Origin of the sequence: Aedoeadaptatus acetigenes (genome assembly GCF_025566985.1) — a bacterium.
Classification (GTDB): domain Bacteria; phylum Bacillota; class Clostridia; order Tissierellales; family Peptoniphilaceae; genus Aedoeadaptatus; species Aedoeadaptatus acetigenes.
The window spans coordinates 21,526-43,528 of sequence record NZ_JAOQJD010000014.1 but is presented as its reverse complement, the minus strand read 5'-3'; the positions used below and the strand labels follow the sequence as shown (position 1 = coordinate 43,528).

The window sequence follows — 22,003 nt, the reverse complement described above, 5'->3', positions numbered from 1 at the left end:
ATCGAAAGAGGCGGAGCGAAATCAGTCCACCTCTCTCACGGAAATGGTGCGCCCGCGAACGGACACAATCTCGATTTTGCGGTGGCCTTCGATTAAGGGGCCGGTGGAGCGCACGGTGACTTCCTCGCCGTTAAATTCCCCGATCCCTTCCGGGCGCAACTGCGTTCTTGAAAGGCCCACGTCCCCCACTTTCCACGGCATGAGCTTTTCCCTTTTAGGTGTATCTTGCCCCATGAGGCGCTTCACCATGGGCAGGCTCTCGCCTTTTTCCCACAGCCCCCGGGCCATTAAGAGCACGACGACGGCGGAAAGGAAAAAAGTGAGCATGGCCTGCACGCCGTTGTCCATGGCCAGAGCGAGGGAGATAAAAAACAAAGCGATGCCGCTGATGCCGGCGATGCCGAATCCCGGCACGATGGCCTCCACGAGGACGAGAACGCCGCTCGCCAAAAACAAAAGCAGGGTGATAACCGACGCCGCGCCGCCGAAGATTCCCGTGATGAAGTAGATCAGCATGGCGGCCGCGCCGAAGATCCAACTTTTTGAAAATTCTTTGGAAAAAAGGGCGTAGGTAAAACTCGCCAGGCCCACGATGACCAAGGCCGATCTGAGCCAGGGCAGAAGGTCGGCGCCGGGGCCCGCCGCGTAAACCGGCGTCGCCGCGAAAAGAGAAACAAGCGACGTTAAAAAAAGTTTCATGCCCACACCTCCCCATATATTTATACCCGAGGAAATTATGCGTAATCGAAAGTAACCCGGAGAGGCTCTCCGGGTTACTTTAATTTAAAATGCGATTGACGATTGCGTTAACCGCCTTGCCGTCGGCGCGACCTTGCACTTTCGGCATAATGTTTTTCATGAGAAGACCCATTTGTTTTTTCTCCGTGATGTTGTTTTCTTCCATCACTTGGCGAATCAACTTCTCGAGCTCTTCTTCCGATAATTGTTCGGGCATGTATTTCATGAGAACGTCGATTTCCGCCTTCGTGCTTTCGACCAAATCGTCGCGGCCGGCTTTTTCGAATTCTTCGATGCTTCCCCGGCGTTCCTTGATTTCCTTGGACAGCACTTTGAGTACGCCTTCGTCGTCCAGTTCGACGCGTTCGTCCACTTCTTTTTGTTTAATCGCGGCGCGCACCATGGTGATCGTATCTTTCGCTCTCTTATCCTTCGTCTTCATTGCAGTTTTTAAATCCTGCATTAAGGTTTCTTTTAAAGACAAAATAACACCTTCTCAATTAGTATTTACGTTTTTTTCTGCGTGCTTCCTCAGATTTTTTCTTACGCTTTACACTGGGTTTTTCGTAGTGTTCGCGTTTGCGAACTTCTTTCAAAACACCACTGGAAGCACATTGTCTTTTAAATCTTTTTAAGGCAGATTCTAAAGACTCGTTTTCTCCAACGCGGATTTCCGACATGATTTCCCCTCCCCTCTTTTTGAAAAGAGTGAATAGCCTTTTCGGCTAAATTCTTAACTATTATACACGTTTCGAAAGGGGAATTCAACAAATCCTAAGGTTTTTCAATGATTTAACCCGGTGGCCATTGCAGGCTTCTTCCGCCTAAAACGTGGAAGTGCATGTGTTTTACCGACTGGCCGCCGTCTTCGCCGATATTGTGTACGACGCGGTAGCCGTTTTCGAGGCCTTCTTCCCTTGCCAAGTCGCGAATCTTTTTAAACACGTAGCCGATGAGTTCGCTGTCTTCGTCTTCCATGGCATCGAGGGAGTCGATGTGTTTTTTCGGAATCACCAAGAAGTGTACCGGCGCCTGAGGTTCAATGTCTTTAAAGACGTAGACCTTGTCATCTTCGTACAAGCATTGGGAAGGAATTTCGCCTTCGATGATCTTACAAAATAGACAATCCATTCGCATGCTCCTTTCTGATTCGGCCGGTGATTTCACCGCCTCTTTCTCCCTCAATTGTAACATATTCAAGAGTGTTTCTCAGATCTTCTTTTCCCTCTACGGACAGGTAAATGTAGTTGGGAGTGTAGCCGTAATTTTTGTCGTCTTTTTTCTCTTCAAAGAGCACGGGATAGGTCTTGCCGATTCTGTCTTTTACGAAATCCGCGGCCAGTTTGTCTCCGAGAGCGATCATGCGGGCGGCCCGCTCTTTTTTCACCGGGCCGGGGATTTGATCTTTCCTGCGGGCGGCCGGCGTGTTTTTCCTGATGCTGTAAGGAAAGACGTGGAGACGGGAAAAGCCCATTTCCTCGACGAAATCCAAGCTCTCCTCGAAATCTTCTTCACTTTCGCCGGGAAAGCCTACAATGACATCGGTGGTGAGCCCGGCATCGGGAAACACGCGCCGTATGCGCCGCACCGTGTCCCGATATTCTTCCGGGGTGTAGTTGCGATTCATCTCCCGCAGAGTTTTTTCTGCGCCGCTTTGCAGAGACAGGTGGAAATGAGGCATAAAGCGCTTCAGCTTGGCCACGCGGTTCAAAAAGTCGTCGGTCATGGTCATGGGCTCGATGGAGGAGAGGCGAATCCGCTCGATCCCTTCCACTTCATCCATGGCCTCGATGAGATCCACAAGGGTCACGTCTTCGGAAAGATCTTTTCCGTAGCTGCCCACGTGGATCCCCGTCAGGACGATTTCTTTAAAGCCGCTTGCGGCCAAGCGCTTCGCTTCTATCAATGCGTCGTCCATGTCCCGAGAGCGGATAAAGCCCCGGGCGTAGGGAATAATGCAGTAGGCGCAGTACTGATTGCAGCCGTCCTGCACTTTCATATAAGCCCGTGTGTGATCTTCGATTTCTTTAATTTCTAAATGCTCGAAGTCCTCCCCTTGCTCGTGGGCCTCGACGTGGACGATTTGATCCGCTCCCTGAAAGAGCGCCTCCACGTAGCCGGGCAGGGCGGCGCGATCTTTCGTGCCCAGCACCAAATCCACGCCGTCGATCTTCGCCACTTCCTCGGCGGAAACCTGGGCGTAGCAGCCGATGACCACCACTTTGCAGTTGGGGTTTTCCCGCTTGTGGCGGCGAATAATCTGGCGGCTCTTTCGGTCGCTTTCGTTGGTCACCGTGCAGGTATTGATGATCGCGAGATCCACGTCCATGGATGCGTCGTGACCGTAGCCCTCTCTTTCCAGCATTTCTTCCACGGCTTCCGTTTCATATTGATTGACTTTGCAGCCCAGTGTATAGGTTTTAAATCGCCGCATGAGGCCCCCTTTCTATTTTCCGCTTGATGACATAAGATGCCACGATTCCCGCCGTTTCCGTGCGCAGGATCCGCTCGCCCATGGTAATAAATTGGGCCTTCGCATTATGCAAGAGGGCCACTTCCCTGTCGGAAAAGCCCCCCTCCGGCCCGATGATGACATAGATTTTTTTCGCCGAGTCGAGAGACGCGTCTTCGATTTCCACGGCCGCCTCGCCTTCGTAGCAGACGAGGAGCAAATTCTCGGGACCGGCCGCGGCGATGAGCCCGTCCACGGTGAGCAAATCGCCGACAAGGGGCACACGGCGTCGATTGGATTGCTTCGCCGCTTCTTCGGCAATTTTTTCGAAGCGGGCCTTCTTCCCATCATACTTCTTCGTGAGATTGGAAACGGAGCGATCCATTTGCAGGGGAATAAAACCGTCGATGCCGCATTCCGTGGCGTGTTTCAACACGGTCTCCGTCTTCTGATTTTTTCCCACGCCCTGAGCCAGGAAAAGCTCCGTAGAAACAGCTTTTTCCTCTACGGCCTCTTCCACGCGCACGAAGGCCTCGCCGCCGATGATCTCGAGGGTTCCCCGAAAGAGGCTTTCGTTCCATGCGATTTGAAGAACGTCCCCTTCCTTGGCTCGCAGGACCCGAAGCAGGTGATCCCTGTCTTCTTCACGCAAAATCGCACGCTCGCCGACGACGGGCTTCTCGTCTACAAAGAAATGCCTCATTTTATTCGCCTCGCCGCGACAGCCGACCAATCGCCCTTCGTTTCGGTCTCGAGAATCCCGAAGCCTTCTTTCACTAAGGCCGCCTTTACGTCCTCGAGCTTTTCTTTTAATATTCCCGAGGCGATGTAAATGCCCTCGGGCTTCACGTGGCGGTACACGTCCTTTGCCATGCCGATGATCACTTCGGCGAAAATATTGCTCACCACCACGTCTGCCTCTTCTTTCACCACCTGAAAGAGGTCGCCGAGACGCACATCGATTTTATCTTCCAATTGATTCTTCGCCGCGTTTTCCTTCGTGGCCTCGATACACTGGGGATCCAGATCCCCGGCGATGACCTTCTCCGCACCGGAGATGGCGGCAACGAGAGATAAGATCCCGCTTCCGCAACCGATGTCGATGACCCTATCCCCTTCCTTCACGTAGCGTCTCAGGTAGCGGGAGCAGAGAAAGCTCGTGGCGTGATTGCCGCTTCCGAAGGCCATGCCCGGATCCAGCCACAGAATTTTTTCGCCGTCACGGGCATGGTAATCTTCCCAAGTCGGCACGATGGAAAGCCCTTCGTCGACGGCGATGGGATGAAAGTAGCGCTTCCAATCGTTGGCCCAGTCCTGATCCGCCACGGCTTCAATTTCCACGGAAAAGCCCTTCGCCTCTGCCGCCGCCGCGATTTTTTCCATGGCAGCCGTTTCTTCGGCATCGAAATAGGCCTTCAGCTCAAATCTGTCCGTCGGAGCCTGAACAAGGTCCTCGTCGATGCAGTCCCAAATAAAGGCGCCGTCTTTTAAATTGTCGATGGCGTCGGCGGAGATCACTTCATAGCTGTCCACGTCCATGGACTGAAGAAACATCTCTCCTTCTTCTTGCCGCGACCGTTCGCCGCTGAGTTTCAGCATGTGGTACATTGTCATTCAAAAAAGTCCTTTAGTTTTTGTAAAAATCCCTTTTCCTGCTCGGTCTTTTTGTTGCCCACCTCGCTGCGCAGTTGTTCCAAAAGCTCCCGCTCTTCGGCGGAAACTTTCGTCGGCACGAGGATTTTCACGGTAAAGATCAGATCCCCGGCGCCTTTTCTGCGCAAAAAGGGCACGCCTTCCCCTTGGATGCGGAAATCTTTGCCACTTTGGGTGCCGGCGGGAATGTCGTAGTCGATGATTTCTTTTAAGGTAGGCACTTTGATGGTGCCGCCTAAGACGGCGTCTTCGTAGCGAATGGGAATGTCTACGTATAAATTATTGCCTCTTCGCGTAAAGATGTCGTCTTCTTCTACGTGAAGGTACACATACACCGTGCCCGCCTGGCCGCCGTTGTCGCCGGCGTGGCCTTCGCCGGCCATGGTCATAATGCTTTGATCGTCGACGCCTGCGGGAATGCGCAGGTGAAGCTTTTTGTTGACCGTCTCTTTGCCGCTGCCCTTGCAGTGCTTGCAGGGTTCTTCGATAACGGTGCCCGTGCCGCCGCAGGTGTCACAGGGCACCACGCGCATAAAGCGGCCGAAAGCCGATGCGGTGGACTGGCGCACTTGGCCGCTGCCGCCGCAGGTTTCGCAGGTGTGAATCTTCGTCTCGTCCTCGGCGCCTGTGCCGTGGCAGTGGGAGCAATTTTCCGTGCGACGGATCTGAATGTCTTTTTCCGTGCCGAATACCGCTTCCTTAAAGGTCAGATTAATATCGTAGCGGATGTGGGCGCCGTCCCGCGGAGCCTTGGCCTGATTTCCGCCGGAAAAATTCGCGCCGAAGCCGCCGCCGAACATGTCGAAGAGGTCGCCGAAAATATCGCCGAAGCCGCCGGAGAAACCGCCGGAGGCGTAGTCGTTTTTAATGCCCTCTTCGCCGTAGACGTCGTAGGTGCTACGCTTGGTTTCGTCGCTTAACACTTCGTAGGCGAGATTGACTTCTTTAAATTTATGCTCCGCCTCTTCGTCTCCCGGGTGCAAATCCGGGTGGTATTGCTTCGCTTTTTTTCTGTATGCTTTTTTAATTTCCGCCGCCGTGGCGGTGCGCTCGATCTCTAAAATCTCGTAAAAATCTCTCATAGACACCATCTCTTTCTCTTCGCTCAAATAGTATTATCATATCCTATCTCCCGCGACTTTAAAAGATTCTAAAACAAAAAAAGAGCACCGAAGTGCCCTTTTTACCCAAGTCATTACTTATCGTCTTCGTCGTCGACAACTTCGTAATCGGCATCGACTACGTCGTCGTCGGCTTTCGCTTCTTCACCTTGTTCATTTGCTTGCGCTTGGGCTTGTTTATAAAGTTCTTCCGATACCGATTGGAAAGCTGTTTGAAGGGCTTCGGTCTTGGCCTTGATGGCGTCGATATCGTCCGTATCTTTGACGCTCTTCAAGTCTTCGATGGCGTCTTCAACTTTTTTCTTGTCTTCATCGGAAATCTTGCCGTCCACATCTTTCAGCGCGTTTTCGGACGCGTAGATGACGGAGTCGGCGTTGTTTTTAATTTCGATGGCTTCTTTCTTCTTCTTGTCTTCTTCGGCGTGGACTTCGGCTTCGCGAACTTTTTCCTTGATTTCATCTTCCGACAAGTTGGTGGAAGAGGTAATGGTAATGTGTTGTTCTTTTCCGGTGCCTAAGTCCTTGGCGCTGACATTGACGATGCCGTTGGCGTCGATGTCGAAGGTGACTTCGATTTGCGGTACGCCTCTACGCGCCGGTGCGATGCCGTCTAATTGGAAGCGACCCAAAGTCACATTGTCTTGTGCCATTTGACGTTCCCCTTGAAGCACGTGAATGTCGACGCTGGTTTGATTGTCGGCAGCCGTGGTGAAGGTTTGGCTCTTCTTCGTGGGGATGGTGGTGTTGCGTTCGATTAAGCGGGTGGTGACATTGCCCATGGTTTCGATCCCTAAGGAAAGGGGCGTGACGTCTAAGAGGAGCAAGTCCTTTACATCGCCGCTCAATACGCCGGCTTGAATGGCGGCGCCTAATGCGACACATTCGTCCGGGTTGATGTCTTTTTGGGGATCCTTGCCGATCAAGGTCTTAACCAAGTTTTGTACGGCGGGGATACGGGTGGAACCGCCGACCAACAAGACTTTGTCGATGTCCGATGCGGAAAGGTTGGCGTCTTTTAAGGCTTCCTTTACCGGGCCTTCGGTTTTCTTGACGAGGTCTGCGGTCAATTCGTCGAATTTCGCGCGGGAAAGGTCCATGTTCAAGTGCAAGGGGCCTTCTGCCGTGGCGGTAATGAAGGGCAGGTTAATGTTGGTGCTCATGGTGGAAGAAAGTTCTTTCTTCGCCTTTTCTGCCGCTTCTTTCAAGCGTTGCAAGCTCATGCGGTCGGCCTTTAAGTCGACGCCGTTTTCTTTCTTGAAGCTGTCGGCGATCCAGTCGATGATCTTTTCGTCGAAGTCGTCGCCGCCTAATTTATTGTTGCCTCGCGTGGATTGTACTTCGAAGACGCCATCGGAAAGTTCCAAAATGGACACGTCGAACGTACCGCCGCCTAAGTCGTAAATCATAACCATGCTGGAGTCCGTGTCCTTATCTTCGCCGTAAGCGAGGGCAGCTGCCGTGGGTTCGTTTACGATACGTTTGACATCGAGTCCGGCGATGCGTCCGGCGTCTTTCGTCGCTTGACGTTGGGCGTCGGTAAAGTAGGCCGGCACGGTGATGACCGCTTCGGTAATGGTTTCACCTAAATAACTTTCGGCGTCGGATTTTAATTTTTGTAAAATCATGGCCGAGATTTCTTGAGGCGAGTAATCTTTGCCGTCGATGGTGACCTTGTGATCGCTGCCCATGTGGCGCTTAATGGATGCCACGGTTCTGTCCGGGTTCGTAATGGCTTGGCGCTTCGCCGTTTCGCCGACGAGGCGTTCGCCGTCTTTGGTGAAAGCCACGATGGACGGGGTGGTCCGGTTGCCTTCGATGTTGGGGATAATCGTCGATTGGCCGCCTTCCATAACTGCGACGGCGGAGTTCGTTGTACCTAAGTCAATACCAATAATTTTTGCCATATTCATTTCCTCCTGAATGTACGTGTTTTCTAAGTGTACCTTTGTTAATCTATATTATTTTGAGACCTTCACCATGGCCGGTCGAATGACGCGGTCTTTCAGTTTGTAGCCCTTTTGCAAAACGTCGATGACCACATCGGCTTCGACGCCTTCTTTTTCTTCGATCATGACGGCGTGATGCAGATTCGGGTCGAAGGGCGCGTTCAGCGCGTCGATTTCCACGATGTCGTTTTTCGCCAGTTCGTCTCGGAACTGATCGGCGATCATCTTCATGCCTTCGTAAAACTTTTCGTCTTTCACATCGTCTGTGGCCAGCGCCCGTTCGAAATTGTCCAGAATGGGCAGAATGTCCAGGGCCAATTTTCCCATGCCCAAGAGATGCATTTGCTGCTTTTCTTCGCCGCTGCGCCGGCGGAAATTGCTGTAATCCGCCTGCAGGCGCAGATAGCGTTCTTCCAGCTCCGCGATGCGCTCGTCTTTTTCCGACGCATCTTCCGCCACTTCATTTTCAGTTGCTTCGGTCGCTTCGGTCTCTTCGGTTTGTTTCATTTCTTCTTCCGTCGGATCCATGTCCTTCGGCATGTCGTTATTATTTACTACCACTTCTCACCTCAACGTTCTTTTCCCAAGTCGCCTCGACAGTGCGTCGGTAAATGCCATGAGGGAATTCGCCGACTTTCTATAGTTCATCCGCACGGGACCGATTAAGGCGATTGCGCCCCAATCCGTGCCGTTCATGGGATAGATACGACTAATTAAACTGTTGTTCTGCATGCTCTTTTCCGTGTTCTCCGAGCCGATGCGAAAGCGAATGGCTTCGTCGCTCGGCAGGGGATGAAAAAGCCGCAATAGATTCGCCTTGTCCCGGACGTAATCCAGCATGGATTTCATGCGCCCCGGATCTTGAAATTCTTCGTAGCGAAACAAATGGCCCACGCCGCTTATGACCACGTCCACCTCTTCCACCGCGTGGATGACGCGGGAGAGGATCTCAGTGATTTGAAGGACGAAGGATTCGTAGCGCACGAGTTCTCCGGAGAGAACGAATTTCACTCCGTCGATGGCATCGAAGGGCGTGCCCACGAAGGCATCGGATAGGACGCCTGCGACGTAGCGCAGCTCTTCTTCGTCGACGCCGAAACCTAAGTCGATCATGCGTTTGACGACGACACCGCGGTCGCCGACGATGAGTAGCATGACCATGTGGTCGTTCACGGGAATTAAGTCCAAATACTTCAGCCTTCGATCGCTTTTTCTCGGCACCATCATCAGCGCCAAGTTTTCCGTGTGATCGGCCAGGGCTTCCACGGCGGTGGAATAAAAATCCTCAGAGCCGTAGAGCTCCATGGGCATGGCCTCCTCGAAATGGGTCACGAGGGATTTCGGAGAATCGATCTCGGGAATCAATTCGTCTACATAAAATCGATAAGCGCCTTCGGACGGAATGCGCCCGGCGGAAGTGTGGGGCTTTTCTAAAAGGCCCAAGGCTTCCAAATCGCTCATTTCGTTCCGTATGGTCGCCGAGGATACGGCGAGGGTCGGGGATTTCGAAATGGTGCGACTGCCTACGGGCACCGGGGAGGCGATGTAGGACTCGATAATTAGGTTTAAAATATCTGTCTTTCTCTTGTCCAACATAACCTCCTTTCCATATTAGCACTTGTGCTTATTGAGTGCCAATCGCTTATGGTTTAAGTATACCACGGTTTTAGCACTTGTCAAGGGCGATTGCTAAAAATAAAAAAGATTCTCCTTTCGAAGGCTCCATTCAGGAATTAGTAAAATAATCTAAAGCTTTGATGTTCGCCGGATCGGGACTTTTTAATTGCCGGCGGCAGGTTTAAGTGATTTCAAAACAAAACGACCACACCAGGGCATTCTTTTACCCTGATGTGGTCATTTTTGTTCTCTCTCATAGGAAGACGCTACGCACCATGCTTCCATGTTTCATGGATGCTTCTTAATCTTTCATGAAATTGTCGGAAGCGTTTATAATACTCATGCTTTGGAATGCAAAAAAACAAAGTTAAAAAGCGAGATGGATATCTGTGCCAAGATAATTGAAGACCTTATCCGCCAAAATGCTGCCATTCCGCAAGACCAGAGAGAGTACCAAGCAAAGTATGAAGATCCGAAACGCTTCTACGATGAAAAACAGGCGGCCTTAGCGAAGGTCGAAGGAAAGCTCAAAAAGATGCACGCGACCAAAGCCGATGTCAAATTTTGCCTGAAACAGCTGCAAAAACAAGATACGCTTCTGCAAGCATTCAATGCACAAAGCTTCTGCGCCCTCGTAAATCACATCACGGCATTCAGCAAAGAAGATATCTGCATAACCTTCAGAAACGGCAGCGAGATTTGCTCTTAGCCGCCGTTATTTCATCATCTGCTCAAAATAAGAAATGAGCTTATGATATTCTGCCGTCTGTAAATCAAATTTCTCATATCCATCTTGTTTGATCAGAAGGACCGTCCGGCAGACTTTCAGTAATAGTTCGATGTCATGTGTAATAATCATTGTCGGGCGACCTTTGGCAAGTTCAAAGATAAGCTCGGCGATTTTATCCATGTGCATGTAATCCAAACCGCTGGTCGGCTCATCCAAAATAAGAATTTGCTTTTCACTCAAAAAAGCATTGGCGAGAGCCAGCCTTTGCTTTTGCCCGCCGGATAAGTTTTGCGGATGCTCGCTGCGTTTATTCCAAAGATCAATATGCTTAATGATCCAAGAGACCTCTGCCAAATAAGCATCGCTTATTTTTTTGCCGTTCGCGAGCGCCTCGTTTTCTACGGTATCAAAAAACAGCTGATAATCTGCATCCTGCATCATGTAGTAGGCATTCTTCAGCCGTTCTCGCTGAGTTTTTCCCCATGAAATATCTTGCTTCTTGCCGGCAAGTCCGCAGAGAACACGACCTAAACTGCTTTTTCCGATACCATTTGTGCCGACAATCCCCATGATTTCATCGGAATGTAAGTCAAAGGATAAATTCGAGATGAGTTCGTTTTTGTCTACAGAGACATGAACATCCTTCGCAGAAAAAACACGCTCACCTGTCTTTGTCGTGTTGTGCGGAACAAGTGCGGAAAAATCGATTGTCCGAAGCCCGAAGTCTTTGCAATCGGAAGTCTTAAGTTCTCCGGCATCAAACTCTTTGATAAAAGTTCCGTCTTTCATGACATAAAGCTTATCGTAGAGTTCTTTCAAAAAATACAGTCGGTGTTCGGCGATGACGATGGTTTTACCTGACGCTTTAAGCAATTTCAGGATGTTTTGCAAATCGCGGATCCCTTCTTGATCAAGTGATGCCGAAGGTTCATCAAAGAAAATAAGCTTTGTGTCATAAACTAAGGTGGAAGCAATAGCTACCCGCTGCTTTTCGCCGCCAGAAAGCTCATTCAAATTTTTATCCATGAGATGAGGAATGTTCATGCATTCAAAAGCTTTTTTTACTCGCTCTTTCAGTTTTTCTCGCGGCATGCCGAGGTTCTCTCCGACAAGAGCGACCTCATCTTCTGCCTTGCGGGTAAAGAATTGATCTGATGGATTTTGAAATACGTTGCCGATGACCTTAGCCAAGGTACCCGTCTTAAAATCATGCAGGTTTTGACCCAATAATGTGACTTTACCATCCAGTGTTCCTTCATACTGTTCTGGTATAAGACCGTTTAGCACTCTGGTGAGCGTGGTCTTTCCACAGCCGGAATTACCGGTGAGCACGATGAGTTCTCCTTCGGTAATCATAAAATGAATATCATGCAAAGATGCCTTCTCTGCACCTTGATAGGTGAATCGCTCAATATTGACTTTCATGATGTCCATAGTGCAACTCCCAAAAGCGCCACGCCGGCAAACAGGCTGATGCCATCTGCGAATTTAAAGCGCATATCATAATAACTGGTTTTTTCTCCTTCATACTCGATACCTTTGGCAATAATTGAAGAGACGAGCGTTTCGCTGACATGCAGACACTTATATACCAAAGGAACAAAGTACAGCTCAAAAGTACGGATAGGGTGCAAAAGTGAAGCATGAAAACCGCGGATTTTCATACCGTTTCGAATCTCAAGCAAGCGCAGGCCAATTTCATCCATAAAACGCAAAGCTGCAATCATGGCTACACTAACGGTGTTGGGCATATGAAGCTTGCGAAAACAGGCTAAGATTTTCGATGGGCTGGTAAGAATCAATACAATGCCAATATTAAAGATCGGTATGAAACGGACAATGAGTGCAAAAAGTCCTATAAAAATGCCTGTGACATATCCCAAATCAGCGAAGGCCAAAAGATACATCATGCCATAGGAAACGGAAAAAACAATAATCTGTCTAAAAAAGAGACCTGTCGAGGCATTTAAAGCAATCAACAACGTCAGAACAAGCACAGCCCAATAGACCGTTTGATTGCCAAAAAAGACCTGGAAGGACACCAGAATCGTAAGCACGAAGAGCGTAAACGGATGCAGCTGTCCTTCCTCCTTTTTCTTTAGAGCTGATTCCTTTATCATCAGCTAAGCCTGCTTTGTTTACTATTCTTTTCGAAAAACTTGTTATTGATGAAAAGCCCGAAGCGGCCGGCGATAAGCTCCAAAACAATGTTTACCAAAACGCAAATCACTATTACATTTCCGGTATAGCTGGCCACCATCATTTGCGCTTGCTCTAAACTCATGCTGCTGACAAAGCGTGCAATGTTTTCGGCACCCAACAACACAACAAATAGAATCGGATGCATGGCGTAAATAAACATTGATGCGCTGAAAGCCATGGCAATACGGTTTTTATTGCTGTAATCACCTACAATCAGTTCAGCTATGATACCGGCAACAACACAAATCGGCGTCGCAATCCAATAGCCCATTGCAATGTATAAGAGACCGATAATCAGCCAAAAGAGAAACGATGCACCTCGCTTTTGCACCTTGCGTGCCATGATGACATAGACCGGTGCGACAAAGAAAGCGCCAAATCCTGCGGATACATAAAGTGAAACCACGCCTAAAAGTCCCGTCAGCATACCGATGCCCATAGCCAGAACAAAGCCAATGACTCCAAGCACTGCAATTTGTACCACATTTTTAAGTTTCATAAAATCCTCCTTAAATGCTTTTTATATCTTCCAAGACTCAGCCGTTTTCCGAGCCTGAAGGAACCTGGAATAAATACCGTCTTTGGCGGAAAGTTCGTTATGTGTGCCACTCGCCACTACTTTGCCTTCATCAATCACTAAAATTTGATCGGCGTTTTCAACTGTTTTCAAGCGATGAGCAATCATAATGATGGTTTTATCTTTCATTAAGCTGTTCATAGCCTGCTGAAGCTTATCTTCGTTTTCCGGATCGACATTGGCTGTTGCTTCATCGAATATGATGATGGGCGCATCTTTGAGGATGGCTCTTGCAATAGAGATACGCTGTTTTTCACCACCGGAAAGAGATGCACCGCCTTCTCCGATTACCGTTTTATAGCCTTCCGGCAGACTCATGATAAAATCATGGCAAGCTGCTTTTTGAGCAGCTTGGACGACTTCTTCATGCGTGGCATTCATGTTTCCAAATTTGATATTGTTTTCAATGGTGTCTTGGAACAAATAGACGCTTTGGAACACCATAGAGATCTGATCCATCAAAGAGGTCAACGTATAGTCCCGAATATCATGTCCTCCAATTTTGATGCTTCCTGCATTGACATCCCAGAAACGGGCAATTAAATTACAAACCGTTGTTTTCCCGGATCCAGAAGGGCCTACGATAGCCGTGGTTGTTTTTGCCGGAACGGTAAAGCTTACATCATGCAAAATTTCTTTGCTTCCATACGAAAAGTCAATATTTTCTACCTTTATGGAGGCTTTTTTCGGACGGATGTCTTCACCATGAATATCCATAACCGGCATCTGTTTTAGGTTTTCTACCTGATCAATAGAACTGGATACCACACGCAAAACAGCCATAGATGAACCGGCGGAATCAATCTGGGCAAAAATCATAAAGGAAATGATAACGGACATCAGAGCATTTTCCGGAAGCATAGTTCCTTGCACGTAAAGGTAAATAGCTACAACGATAATCAAAATGCTAAAGAGCTTTAGCACCAAATCCTGGGCCATATTGTAAGGCGTAAACATTTTTTCAATAGCAAGGTTGGTCTTCTTGTTACGACGAATTGCCGCATGAACCTTTTTATCGCCTTTCCCTGTCAGATTAAAGGATTTAATAATGGACATTCCCTTAATCTGTTCAAGAACGGCTTCCACCAGTTCTGCTTGCGCTTCTTGGCGTTTCGGTGCAAGATGTGCCGTCTTTTTCTCCATCGCCGAGGTAACCCACAAATAAATCAGTGTACCGACAATAACGATGAGACCGATACGCCAATCCCAGATCAAGGTTATTAAAGTAAACACAAAAGCATTGAGAAAGCCTCCCATGATATTGATCAGCACAACAGGAGCTGTGTTTTCTACATCACCGAGAACCGTAGTAAGCGTTCCTACAATATTGCCGGTGTTTGCTTCATCAAAATAGCCCATAGGCACGGTCTTCATTTTGTTTGCGACCGCAAGTCTCTGCCGAGCCACCATGAAGTAGCCGGCATGCGTTTGCTCGAGCTGAGCAAAGTAGTTGGTAAGAGCACGTCCGAAGATGCTAATAAGGAGAAAAAGGAGTGCCAAAAGAGCAGGGTTTATGCCGGTATCTTTTCCCAGCATCCCTAAGATGACAAAGTAAACAGCACCAATTTGAAACATATAGAAAATGGCAAAAAGAAAGGAAACGGCGATGGACTTTCTAATATTGCCCTGTTCCTCTCCGGCAAAATGTCCTATTTTTTTCAGTGCGTTCAACATATTATTTGCCTCCTTTCGCGCCTACATGAGCAAACCACATACTTTGATAGAGCTTTGACTTTTCAAGCAGCTCTTGATGTGTGCCATGATTTTCGATTTTTCCTTCTTCTATGACGAAGATTTGATCGGCTTCCGTGATGGTGGAAAGTCTATGAGCGATTGAGATAACGGTCTTCCCCGCAACAAGTTGTCCCAGTGCTTGCTGCATCAGCACTTCATTCTCGGGATCAATGTATGCTGTTGCTTCGTCGAAAATGACAATCGGGGCATCTTTAAGCATGGCGCGCGCAATAGAAATCCGCTGACGCTCACCTCCGGAAAGATGAGTGCCTCCTTCTCCTACAATCGTGTCATAACCGTTTTCCAGATTCTCAATAAAGTCATGACAGCCTGAGAGCTTCGCAATGTGCTCCACGTCTTCATCCGTAGCACTCAAGCAACCCATGCGAATGTTGTTGCGAATGCTTTCGTTAAAGAGAAAATTATCCTGAGATACAAAGGAAACGCTGTTATAGAGTTGTTCTAAGGGAACCTTTTTCGCATTGATACCACCGATAGCGATGCTTCCTTTTTCCACATCCCAATAGCCGGCTATCAGTTTTGCTAAGGTCGATTTGCCGCCGCCGGATGGACCTACAAATGCATTAAAGCTCCCGTCTTTTATGCTTAAAGAAACATCATGAATAATTTCTTTGGCATCTTCACCGGATTCATAGGAAAAAGAAACATGATCGAGAACAATGTCGTGTTTGTTGAACGATACCGGGTGTTTTTCATGCTGTTGCTCTTCGGCAACTAAGAGCGCATCAATCTGACCGACAACCGTTCCCACCCGAGCCAAACTATCCACAAAATTCATGGCAGCCATCAAAAGACCCGAAAGGGAGAAAGAGAGGATCACCGTCGTCAGAAATGTGCCTCCGTCCAAACTTCCACTTTGATAAAAAAGATATCCTGCCGGCAAAACAGCAAGCAGCGTTGTAGGAAGTATCGATTTAGACAGCGACATTAAGAACTGAACGCTTTTCATCCAGTCATAGTAGTATTGGGCATTTGCGAGAATTTTCTCAGAAAACTTGTGATAGCTGCTCTCTCCTTGATTGAAAGCTTTAATAACTTCAATGCCTCCGGCATATTCCGCTATAGCGGCATTCATCTGAGCGCCAACCTGGACCGAGCCGGCATATTGCTTGCCGTAGCTTTTCATAATGATACTCATAAAAAACATTCCGATCGGGATGGATACCAAAGATAACAGTGCCATGCGCCAGTCCAGTACAATGAGATAAATCAAAATACAGAGCGGCCCCACCATATTTGCCGTCATTTCCGGAATAAGATGAGCAACCGGACGCTCCAAACTTTCCACCTGATCTACAATGAGCTGCTTCCATTCACCGCTGGGTGTCGCTGTTACTTTCCCCAGCGGGAGTTTTGGAAGCTTGTGCAGCATTTTTTCGCGCAGTTCCTGTAAAAGTTCAAAAGTGGCTTTATGGGAAACGGAAAGCGACAGTGAATATAGAACGGATTTCACGGCGTAGCCTAAAAGGCCGACAACACAGGCTTTCATATAAGCACTGAAGTCTGTCACACCATTAAATAAGTTTGTCAGAACCTGCCCCGCAGCCACGTAGGGAACGATACCACCTAAAACTCCAAGTACCGCAAGACTCACAGAGAGTTTTAGTCCGGCGTGCTGACTAGCAGCCAGTTCCCACAGACGCTTTATGGGACTTTGTTTTTTCATGTTTTTACCTCCTCGTGATCACATATAAAGCAAATTAGATAACTAAGTTATCTCTTAGATAAAAAAATATAGAGCTACGGGCTGCGGTACTTTTCCCAACCCGCATTGAAAAAATTAGACATCGTCTTTGTCATACTGAGAAGCTGTTCTTTATCGAGTGCGTGTACAACGAGTTCAGAGATGGCGTTGAAAAATGCATGATTGATGATATGGACACTTTGCTTGGTCATGATGGAATCCGCGTTTTCTTTCCCATGGATCATCTCTAAAATCGACCAGTCATTACGATCCTCAATTTCGATGAGTTTATCTAAGAAATGCTCATACTTTGTGCCATAGGATTTAAAAATAAGAAGCTCAAAGATATCTTTATGCGCATAGAAAAACTCAACACTTTTAAGCGTCCCTTCTTGTTTGAGTTCAAGAACTTTTAAGATTTTTTCTTTGGGAACGGGAAACTCCGTGCCGTAGGTGGAAAAACTTTCTTTTTCGTAGTAGTTATAAATTTCATTGATCTTATCTGCTAAAGGCTCTACCAACTTTGCAAACAAATCTTCCTTATCTGTAAAATGCTTATAGAAAGCTCCTGTTGTCACGCCAGCTGATTTACAAATTCTTCTCATATTTGCTTTTTCATAGCCTTCCTCCAAGAAGGCATCCAGACCACTTTTTAGTATGTTGGCATGAGTTTCTTCAAAATTACCTGTAGTCATAGATCCTCCCATCAAAAATAGTTCTTGTTTAGATAACTAAGTTATCTAAACATTACACCCAGCTGTTGCTATTTGTCAAGAGAAATATTTTTACGTCAATAATTATGACCAGAAGAAGGCCTGGTTTTATATGATCGTGATGCTATTTGTCCTATCGAATTGTTTTCGTACCCCCATACCTATTTTTCGTACCCCTGAGTATGAGTTCCATACCCTAAGCGGCTGTGCCGTTAAAATGTATAAAATATGGCGTTTTGTTCTCATGAAGTAATATCAATGCTTACAGACACTAGATCTTAAATCTATTTAGGTGGATTGTTAGTGCTAAAAACTGGGATTTATTAGGCTGTTCTAACAATCACACGAACGCAAACTTACTGTTGCTTGGCTTTCTTTCTATTTATCAATTCTGCGAAAACAGCAATAATGTTCATTACAAAAATGGTACCTATCCAAATAATCCACAGATTATTTGTTGCTCCACCGCCAGCATCTAATCCACTTATTTGGAACAAACACCCAATAGCAAAGCCGAGTGGATATGAAATCGCAGAGATAAGAGGTACTATTTTAACTTTAGTGAAACAGAGGACTATCAACTCTACAGCGATAAGTAAGCCTAGTACAAGTGGCAATTGTTTCATTCCGTGTATTCCGAATACGGCATACCTAACAACAGTAAATGATAAGATTAGAATAAGTAACGAGACCACACTAATCTTGTTAAATTTTTTCATACTCATTATCTCCACAAATTCTAATTTGTTTTATTCTTTCATTCATTCCCTCAATTGCTCTAATAGCAACTGCTGCTAATAGTTGCAATCCATATGGACTAACCAAGAAACCAATAATTAACGCCCGTATACATGTTGTTGTATCTCTTTGAACAAAACATGCTATTGCACCTATGATACAAAAAAGCATCAAAATATAAAGTATTGTTGTTCCAATGCCGTGTACAAATTTTATAAAGGCTGTTTGTCACTGATAAAAATATAGATACAGGAAAAAGTATAATTTTCAAAACTATTCTCAAGTTTTTCTCCGTTACGCTGATGTAAAGTGCTTGTTGCCTTCCCTTTCGAAGCATCGTTTCATTCACATGAATGGCTCCGTGTTTTTTCTTTCTCTCATCTTCAAGGGAACTCATTTTTATAAGCGGAAGAAATCCACTTCCACCCGATTGGCCAGGTCGCGTCCCTTTCGCGTTAAGGCCACGCGGCCGTTTGTTATGGTGAGGAGGCCGTCGTTCACATTTTTTTCGATGGCTTCCTTATAGAGCGTGTCAAAACGCGCCCCCGAAGGCATGAGGGCATCCATGGCAATGCCCTCATTGAGTCGGAGGCCGAGCATGGTGTACTCGTTGTCCCGATCCACGGGCGAGAGCACTTCTTCCTCTTCAATAGGCGCGCGGCCTTCGCGAAGGGCCTCGTTGTAGGCGGAAAGGTTTTGTACATTTCTGTACCGCCTGCCGTTTAAATGGCCGCTTGCCCCGGGACCAAGGCCGATGTATTCGCCTAAGTGCCAGTAATTTAAATTGTGGGCGCACTTGCAGCCGCCTTTTTCGAAATTGGAGATTTCGTACTGCTTGTAACCCAAAGCGGCGAGGCCTTTTTCGTAGGCGTGAACGTGGATGCGATCCGCCTCGTCTCTTTCCTCCATCATCTCTCCGTAGCGGCGATAAAAGGCCGTGTCCGGCTCCACGATTAAGCTGTAAAGGCTCACGTGTTCCGGATTCAGGGCCTCGATCATGGCGAGGCTCGCCGCCACATCCTCCATGGTCTCCGAAGGAACGGAGGAGATGAAGTCCAGATTAATGTTTTTCGCCCCGCCCTCTCTTAAATGGTAAAAGGCGTCCTCGGCGGTTTTCCTGTCGTGAATGCGGCCCATGATGTTGAGCAGCCTATCCGACGCGCTCTGTACCCCCATGCTGAAGCGATTAAAGCCCGCATCGATTAAGGCGGCCACGTCGAGGCGAAGGACGCTTTCGGGATTTCCCTCCATGGTGATCTCCGCCCCTTCATTTAGAAAAGGGCGCAGCTTCTCCATGATTTTCACGAGGCGCGCCGTGCCGATAAGGGAGGGCGTGCCGCCGCCGAAAAACACCGTGCTTACGCCGACGCCCATGGCATCTTCATAGAGCGCGATCTCTCTCAGGAGATTTTCCGCGTAGTCGTCGAAATCCGCCTCGCCCTTTTTCGGCAGGGAGTAGAAATCGCAGTAGTCGCACTTTTTTTCGCAAAAGGGCACGTGAATGTAAATGCCCGGGGACTTTTTCATAAAACCTCCAAAAAACGGACCCTTCCAGGTCCGCCTTTCTTATTTGTCTTCGTCGTATTTGAGGACGGCGAGGAAGGCTTCTTGAGGCACTTCCACATTGCCGATGGAGCGCATGCGCTTCTTCCCTTCCTTTTGTTTTTCCAAGAGTTTTCGCTTCCGAGAAATGTCGCCGCCGTAGCACTTGGCCAGTACGTCTTTTCTCACGGCGCGAATGGTTTCTCTGGCGATGATCTTGGAGCCGATGGCCGCCTGAATGGGCACGGCAAATTGATGGCGGGGAATGACGCCGGTGAGGCGCTCGCAAATTTTTCTGCCCCGCTCGTAGGCCTTTTCCTTATGGACGATAAGGGAGAAGGCATCCACCAATTCCCCGTTGATGAGAATATCCATTTTCACCAAGTCGCCCTGTTCGTAGCCGATGAGCTCGTAGTCGTAGGAGGCGTAGCCCCTTGTCTTGCTCTTTAAGGCGTCGAAGAAATCGTAAATGACTTCGTTTAAGGGCAACTCGTAGGTGATGACCACGCGGGTCTCTTCCAAATAGTCCATGCTGATGTAGCGGCCTCTGCGCTCTTGGCAGAGCTCCATAATGGTGCCGACGTAGTCCGTGGGCGACATAATTTCCGCCCGCACAAAGGGTTCTTCCATGTATTCGATGGCCGTGGGATCGGGAAGGTTCGACGGATTTTGAATCTCTTCCATCTCCCCGTCCACGGTGTGCACCCGGTAGATAACCGAAGGCGCCGTGGTAATAATATCCAGATTAAATTCCCGCTCCAGCCGCTCTTGAATGATTTCCATGTGAAGAAGGCCCAAAAAGCCGCAGCGGAAGCCGAAGCCCAAGGCCACGGAAGTTTCCGCATCGAATACCAGGGCCGCGTCGTTGACCTGGAGCTTTTCCAGAGCGTCGCGCACGTCGGTGTAGGATTCCCCTTCCGCGGGATAGATGCCGGAGTAGACCATGGGCACGACTTTTTTGTAGCCGGGCAGGGCTTCCTTCGGCGGATTGGCCGGATCGTAGATCGTGTCGCCGACCCGAGCTTCTTTTACGTTTTTAATGCTGGCCGTAATGTAGCCGACATCGCCTGCGGAAAGTTCCTTGAGAGGAATGCTTCCGTTGGCATTGACGCCCACTTCCACCACTTCAAATTCTTTTTCCGTGGCCCACATTTTAATGCGGTCCCCTGCCTTTACTTTGCCGTCGAAAATCCGCACGTAGCAAACCACGCCCCGGTAGCTGTCGTAAATGGAATCGAAGATCAACGCCTTTAGTGGCGCATTCGCATCCCCGGTCGGCGCGGGAATCTCGTCGATAATGGCGTCCAGTACATCGTCGATGCCCACGCCGTTTTTCGCGCTGATTAAAGGCGCATGCTCCGTGTCCAGAGCGACGATGTCCTCGATTTCTTTTTTTACTTCATCCACGCGGGCCGAGGGCAGGTCGATCTTGTTGATGACCGGCACCATTTCCAAATCCTGATCCATTGCTAAGTACACATTGGCCAAGGTCTGTGCCTCCACCCCTTGGGTAGAGTCCACGACCAACAGCGCCCCTTCACAGGCGGCCAAGGAGCGGGACACCTCGTAGTTAAAGTCCACGTGGCCCGGAGTGTCGATGAGATTTAAAATATATTCTTCCCCGTCCCTCTCGTGGACCAGGCGCACGGCCTTGAGCTTAATGGTAATGCCCCGCTCTTTTTCCAGCGCCATGGAGTCCAGCACCTGGGAGTCCATTTCCCGCTCCGTAAGCATGCCGGTCTTTTCGATGAGTCGGTCGGCCAAGGTGCTCTTTCCGTGATCGATATGGGCGATAATGGAGAAATTACGAATGTTTTTTTGACGATCGGTCATAGTACCTCCTTTATGCGTCCGTTAATGGCTAAATACAGTAAATTTCGAAAAGGGATAGTAACGCAGAGCCGCCCGTGACCTTACGTGCTTCTTTTCCACCGGACCGAAGTAGCGGCTGTCGATGGACATGCCCTGTTGGCGATTGTCTCCCATGACGAAAAATTCGCCTTCTTTTATATCCCAGGCCTTGTCCTGATAAATCCCCGTGGATACGCCGGGATGGATGTAGTTTTCCTTTAAGGCCACGCCGTTGACGAAGACCTTGCCCTCTTCGATTTGAATGTGATCCCCGGGCAGGCCGACGACGCGCTTCACGTATTCTTTCCCCGACTCGTCCGGCGCGTCGATAATCACGATGTCGCCCCGCTTGGGATCAGAGAAGTAATTGGGAAAGACCAAGCAGATCATGCGTTCCCTTTCGTGCAGTGTCGGTTCCATGCTTTGGCCGATGACCATGGTCGTGTTAAAGATGAAGTGGCGGATGACTACGGCCAATACCACCGCCATAATTACTATTTTTATCATTTCTACCGCCGTGGAAGACGATTTTCCTTTTCGCTTCAAAATGTTCCCCTTTCTTGAATCTGACTATTCATTTTACCACAAACCCGAGTTTTCTACATCTTTTGTAAACTTCCCCGAAGCCTTTCTTGCAAAAGGCCGAACCATGTGGTAAAATTCTACAAGTTAAGGTATCCAAAG

23 protein-coding genes are annotated in these 22,003 nt (G+C 48.4%); 1 reads left to right on the top strand and 22 read right to left on the bottom strand.

The annotated features are described in order from the left end of the window. Positions 1-21: 21 nt before the first annotated feature. The 11 genes from OCV31_RS08175 to hrcA all read right to left on the bottom strand — a co-directional run bounded on the left by OCV31_RS08175 (position 22) and on the right by hrcA (position 9,503). On the bottom strand, positions 22-699 hold the full coding sequence (locus OCV31_RS08175) for an NfeD family protein (protein WP_148474194.1): 678 nt from the start codon (positions 697-699) through the stop codon (positions 22-24). A gap of 79 nt (positions 700-778) precedes the next feature. Further along, on the bottom strand, positions 779-1,222 hold the full coding sequence (locus OCV31_RS08170; protein ID WP_148474192.1) for a GatB/YqeY domain-containing protein: 444 nt from the start codon (positions 1,220-1,222) through the stop codon (positions 779-781). 16 nt (positions 1,223-1,238) lie between these two features. Further along, positions 1,239-1,418, bottom strand: a complete 180-nt coding sequence (gene rpsU, locus OCV31_RS08165) for a 30S ribosomal protein S21 (RefSeq protein ID WP_068367335.1) — start codon at positions 1,416-1,418, stop codon at positions 1,239-1,241. Between the two features lie 112 nt (positions 1,419-1,530). Next, entirely contained in the window at positions 1,531-1,869 is a 339-nt protein-coding gene (locus tag OCV31_RS08160; protein ID WP_108831946.1) for a histidine triad nucleotide-binding protein, read from the bottom strand. After that, positions 1,850-3,172 (bottom strand): tRNA (N(6)-L-threonylcarbamoyladenosine(37)-C(2))-methylthiotransferase MtaB, encoded by a 1,323-nt coding sequence (gene mtaB, locus OCV31_RS08155; RefSeq protein ID WP_148474190.1) that lies wholly within the window; start codon positions 3,170-3,172, stop codon positions 1,850-1,852. Before mtaB ends, OCV31_RS08160 begins: the two co-directional genes overlap by 20 nt. Continuing rightward, positions 3,159-3,893: an RsmE family RNA methyltransferase gene (locus OCV31_RS08150; protein ID WP_148474187.1), complete on the bottom strand. Its 735-nt coding sequence runs from the start codon at positions 3,891-3,893 to the stop codon at positions 3,159-3,161. Before OCV31_RS08150 ends, mtaB begins: the two co-directional genes overlap by 14 nt. Beyond that, entirely contained in the window at positions 3,890-4,804 is a 915-nt protein-coding gene (gene prmA / locus OCV31_RS08145; protein ID WP_148474185.1) for a 50S ribosomal protein L11 methyltransferase, read from the bottom strand. The genes OCV31_RS08150 and prmA overlap by 4 nt, the downstream gene beginning before the upstream one ends. After that, positions 4,801-5,925, bottom strand: coding sequence for a molecular chaperone DnaJ (gene dnaJ, locus OCV31_RS08140; protein ID WP_148474183.1), 1,125 nt, complete (start codon positions 5,923-5,925; stop codon positions 4,801-4,803). Before dnaJ ends, prmA begins: the two co-directional genes overlap by 4 nt. Positions 5,926-6,038: 113 nt before the next feature. After that, a complete protein-coding gene (gene dnaK / locus OCV31_RS08135) occupies positions 6,039-7,868 on the bottom strand; it encodes a molecular chaperone DnaK (protein WP_148474181.1) in 1,830 nt (609 codons plus the stop codon). 54 nt (positions 7,869-7,922) lie between these two features. Next, positions 7,923-8,471 (bottom strand): nucleotide exchange factor GrpE, encoded by a 549-nt coding sequence (grpE, locus tag OCV31_RS08130; protein ID WP_148474179.1) that lies wholly within the window; start codon positions 8,469-8,471, stop codon positions 7,923-7,925. 3 nt (positions 8,472-8,474) lie between these two features. Beyond that, positions 8,475-9,503, bottom strand: coding sequence for a heat-inducible transcriptional repressor HrcA (gene hrcA / locus OCV31_RS08125; RefSeq protein WP_267303900.1), 1,029 nt, complete (start codon positions 9,501-9,503; stop codon positions 8,475-8,477). Positions 9,504-9,810: 307 nt separating this feature from the next. Between hrcA and OCV31_RS08120 the strand changes: the two genes are divergently transcribed. Then, entirely contained in the window at positions 9,811-10,236 is a 426-nt protein-coding gene (locus OCV31_RS08120) for a hypothetical protein (protein WP_267303899.1), read from the top strand. 6 nt (positions 10,237-10,242) lie between these two features. Here the strand turns inward: OCV31_RS08120 and OCV31_RS08115 are convergent, their stop codons facing one another. From OCV31_RS08115 to lepB, 11 genes are all read right to left on the bottom strand, one after another. Next, positions 10,243-11,691, bottom strand: a complete 1,449-nt coding sequence (locus OCV31_RS08115) for an ABC transporter ATP-binding protein (RefSeq protein WP_148474174.1) — start codon at positions 11,689-11,691, stop codon at positions 10,243-10,245. Next, on the bottom strand, positions 11,679-12,377 hold the full coding sequence (locus tag OCV31_RS08110) for an energy-coupling factor transporter transmembrane component T family protein (RefSeq protein ID WP_148474171.1): 699 nt from the start codon (positions 12,375-12,377) through the stop codon (positions 11,679-11,681). Before OCV31_RS08110 ends, OCV31_RS08115 begins: the two co-directional genes overlap by 13 nt. Beyond that, on the bottom strand, positions 12,377-12,958 hold the full coding sequence (locus tag OCV31_RS08105) for an MptD family putative ECF transporter S component (protein WP_019134606.1): 582 nt from the start codon (positions 12,956-12,958) through the stop codon (positions 12,377-12,379). The genes OCV31_RS08110 and OCV31_RS08105 overlap by 1 nt, the downstream gene beginning before the upstream one ends. 21 nt (positions 12,959-12,979) lie before the next feature. Continuing rightward, on the bottom strand, positions 12,980-14,710 hold the full coding sequence (locus OCV31_RS08100; RefSeq protein WP_148474169.1) for an ABC transporter ATP-binding protein: 1,731 nt from the start codon (positions 14,708-14,710) through the stop codon (positions 12,980-12,982). 1 nt (position 14,711) lies between these two features. Continuing rightward, positions 14,712-16,457 carry an ABC transporter ATP-binding protein gene (locus OCV31_RS08095; RefSeq protein ID WP_148474167.1) on the bottom strand — a complete coding sequence of 582 codons (1,746 nt, stop codon included), beginning with the start codon at positions 16,455-16,457 and terminating at the stop codon, positions 14,712-14,714. Between the two features lie 74 nt (positions 16,458-16,531). After that, a complete protein-coding gene (locus tag OCV31_RS08090; RefSeq protein WP_148474165.1) occupies positions 16,532-17,170 on the bottom strand; it encodes a TetR/AcrR family transcriptional regulator in 639 nt (212 codons plus the stop codon). Between the two features lie 374 nt (positions 17,171-17,544). Further along, entirely contained in the window at positions 17,545-17,907 is a 363-nt protein-coding gene (locus tag OCV31_RS08085; protein ID WP_148474163.1) for a hypothetical protein, read from the bottom strand. Beyond that, a complete protein-coding gene (locus tag OCV31_RS09815) occupies positions 17,894-18,097 on the bottom strand; it encodes a CD1845 family protein (RefSeq protein ID WP_431833758.1) in 204 nt (67 codons plus the stop codon). Before OCV31_RS09815 ends, OCV31_RS08085 begins: the two co-directional genes overlap by 14 nt. Positions 18,098-18,325: 228 nt before the next feature. Further along, a complete protein-coding gene (hemW, locus tag OCV31_RS08075) occupies positions 18,326-19,453 on the bottom strand; it encodes a radical SAM family heme chaperone HemW (protein ID WP_148474161.1) in 1,128 nt (375 codons plus the stop codon). Positions 19,454-19,492: 39 nt separating this feature from the next. Continuing rightward, positions 19,493-21,301: a translation elongation factor 4 gene (gene lepA / locus OCV31_RS08070; protein WP_148474159.1), complete on the bottom strand. Its 1,809-nt coding sequence runs from the start codon at positions 21,299-21,301 to the stop codon at positions 19,493-19,495. A 21-nt stretch (positions 21,302-21,322) separates the two neighbouring features. Further along, a complete protein-coding gene (lepB, locus tag OCV31_RS08065; RefSeq protein ID WP_148474227.1) occupies positions 21,323-21,826 on the bottom strand; it encodes a signal peptidase I in 504 nt (167 codons plus the stop codon). Between the last annotated feature and the right edge of the window lie 177 nt (positions 21,827-22,003).

Excerpts from the sequence above, each read along its gene's own strand:
- OCV31_RS08175 (WP_148474194.1), bottom strand. The coding sequence starts at position 699 with ATGAAACTTTTTTTAACGTCGCTTGTTTCTCTTTTCGCGGCGACGCCG.
- mtaB (WP_148474190.1), bottom strand. The coding sequence starts at position 3,172 with ATGCGGCGATTTAAAACCTATACACTGGGCTGCAAAGTCAATCAATAT.
- OCV31_RS08150 (WP_148474187.1), bottom strand. The coding sequence starts at position 3,893 with ATGAGGCATTTCTTTGTAGACGAGAAGCCCGTCGTCGGCGAGCGTGCG.
- rpsU (WP_068367335.1), bottom strand. The coding sequence starts at position 1,418 with ATGTCGGAAATCCGCGTTGGAGAAAACGAGTCTTTAGAATCTGCCTTA.
- prmA (WP_148474185.1), bottom strand. The coding sequence starts at position 4,804 with ATGACAATGTACCACATGCTGAAACTCAGCGGCGAACGGTCGCGGCAA.
- OCV31_RS08100 (WP_148474169.1), bottom strand. The coding sequence starts at position 14,710 with ATGTTGAACGCACTGAAAAAAATAGGACATTTTGCCGGAGAGGAACAG.
- OCV31_RS08120 (WP_267303899.1), top strand. The coding sequence starts at position 9,811 with ATGTTTCATGGATGCTTCTTAATCTTTCATGAAATTGTCGGAAGCGTT.
- dnaK (WP_148474181.1), bottom strand. The coding sequence starts at position 7,868 with ATGGCAAAAATTATTGGTATTGACTTAGGTACAACGAACTCCGCCGTC.
- lepA (WP_148474159.1), bottom strand. The coding sequence starts at position 21,301 with ATGACCGATCGTCAAAAAAACATTCGTAATTTCTCCATTATCGCCCAT.
- dnaJ (WP_148474183.1), bottom strand. The coding sequence starts at position 5,925 with ATGAGAGATTTTTACGAGATTTTAGAGATCGAGCGCACCGCCACGGCG.
- OCV31_RS08110 (WP_148474171.1), bottom strand. The coding sequence starts at position 12,377 with ATGATAAAGGAATCAGCTCTAAAGAAAAAGGAGGAAGGACAGCTGCAT.
- hemW (WP_148474161.1), bottom strand. The coding sequence starts at position 19,453 with ATGAAAAAGTCCCCGGGCATTTACATTCACGTGCCCTTTTGCGAAAAA.
- OCV31_RS08090 (WP_148474165.1), bottom strand. The coding sequence starts at position 17,170 with ATGACTACAGGTAATTTTGAAGAAACTCATGCCAACATACTAAAAAGT.
- OCV31_RS08095 (WP_148474167.1), bottom strand. The coding sequence starts at position 16,457 with ATGAAAAAACAAAGTCCCATAAAGCGTCTGTGGGAACTGGCTGCTAGT.
- OCV31_RS08160 (WP_108831946.1), bottom strand. The coding sequence starts at position 1,869 with ATGGATTGTCTATTTTGTAAGATCATCGAAGGCGAAATTCCTTCCCAA.
- OCV31_RS08085 (WP_148474163.1), bottom strand. The coding sequence starts at position 17,907 with ATGAAAAAATTTAACAAGATTAGTGTGGTCTCGTTACTTATTCTAATC.
- lepB (WP_148474227.1), bottom strand. The coding sequence starts at position 21,826 with ATGATAAAAATAGTAATTATGGCGGTGGTATTGGCCGTAGTCATCCGC.
- OCV31_RS09815 (WP_431833758.1), bottom strand. The coding sequence starts at position 18,097 with ATGCTTTTTTGTATCATAGGTGCAATAGCATGTTTTGTTCAAAGAGAT.
- OCV31_RS08105 (WP_019134606.1), bottom strand. The coding sequence starts at position 12,958 with ATGAAACTTAAAAATGTGGTACAAATTGCAGTGCTTGGAGTCATTGGC.
- OCV31_RS08115 (WP_148474174.1), bottom strand. The coding sequence starts at position 11,691 with ATGGACATCATGAAAGTCAATATTGAGCGATTCACCTATCAAGGTGCA.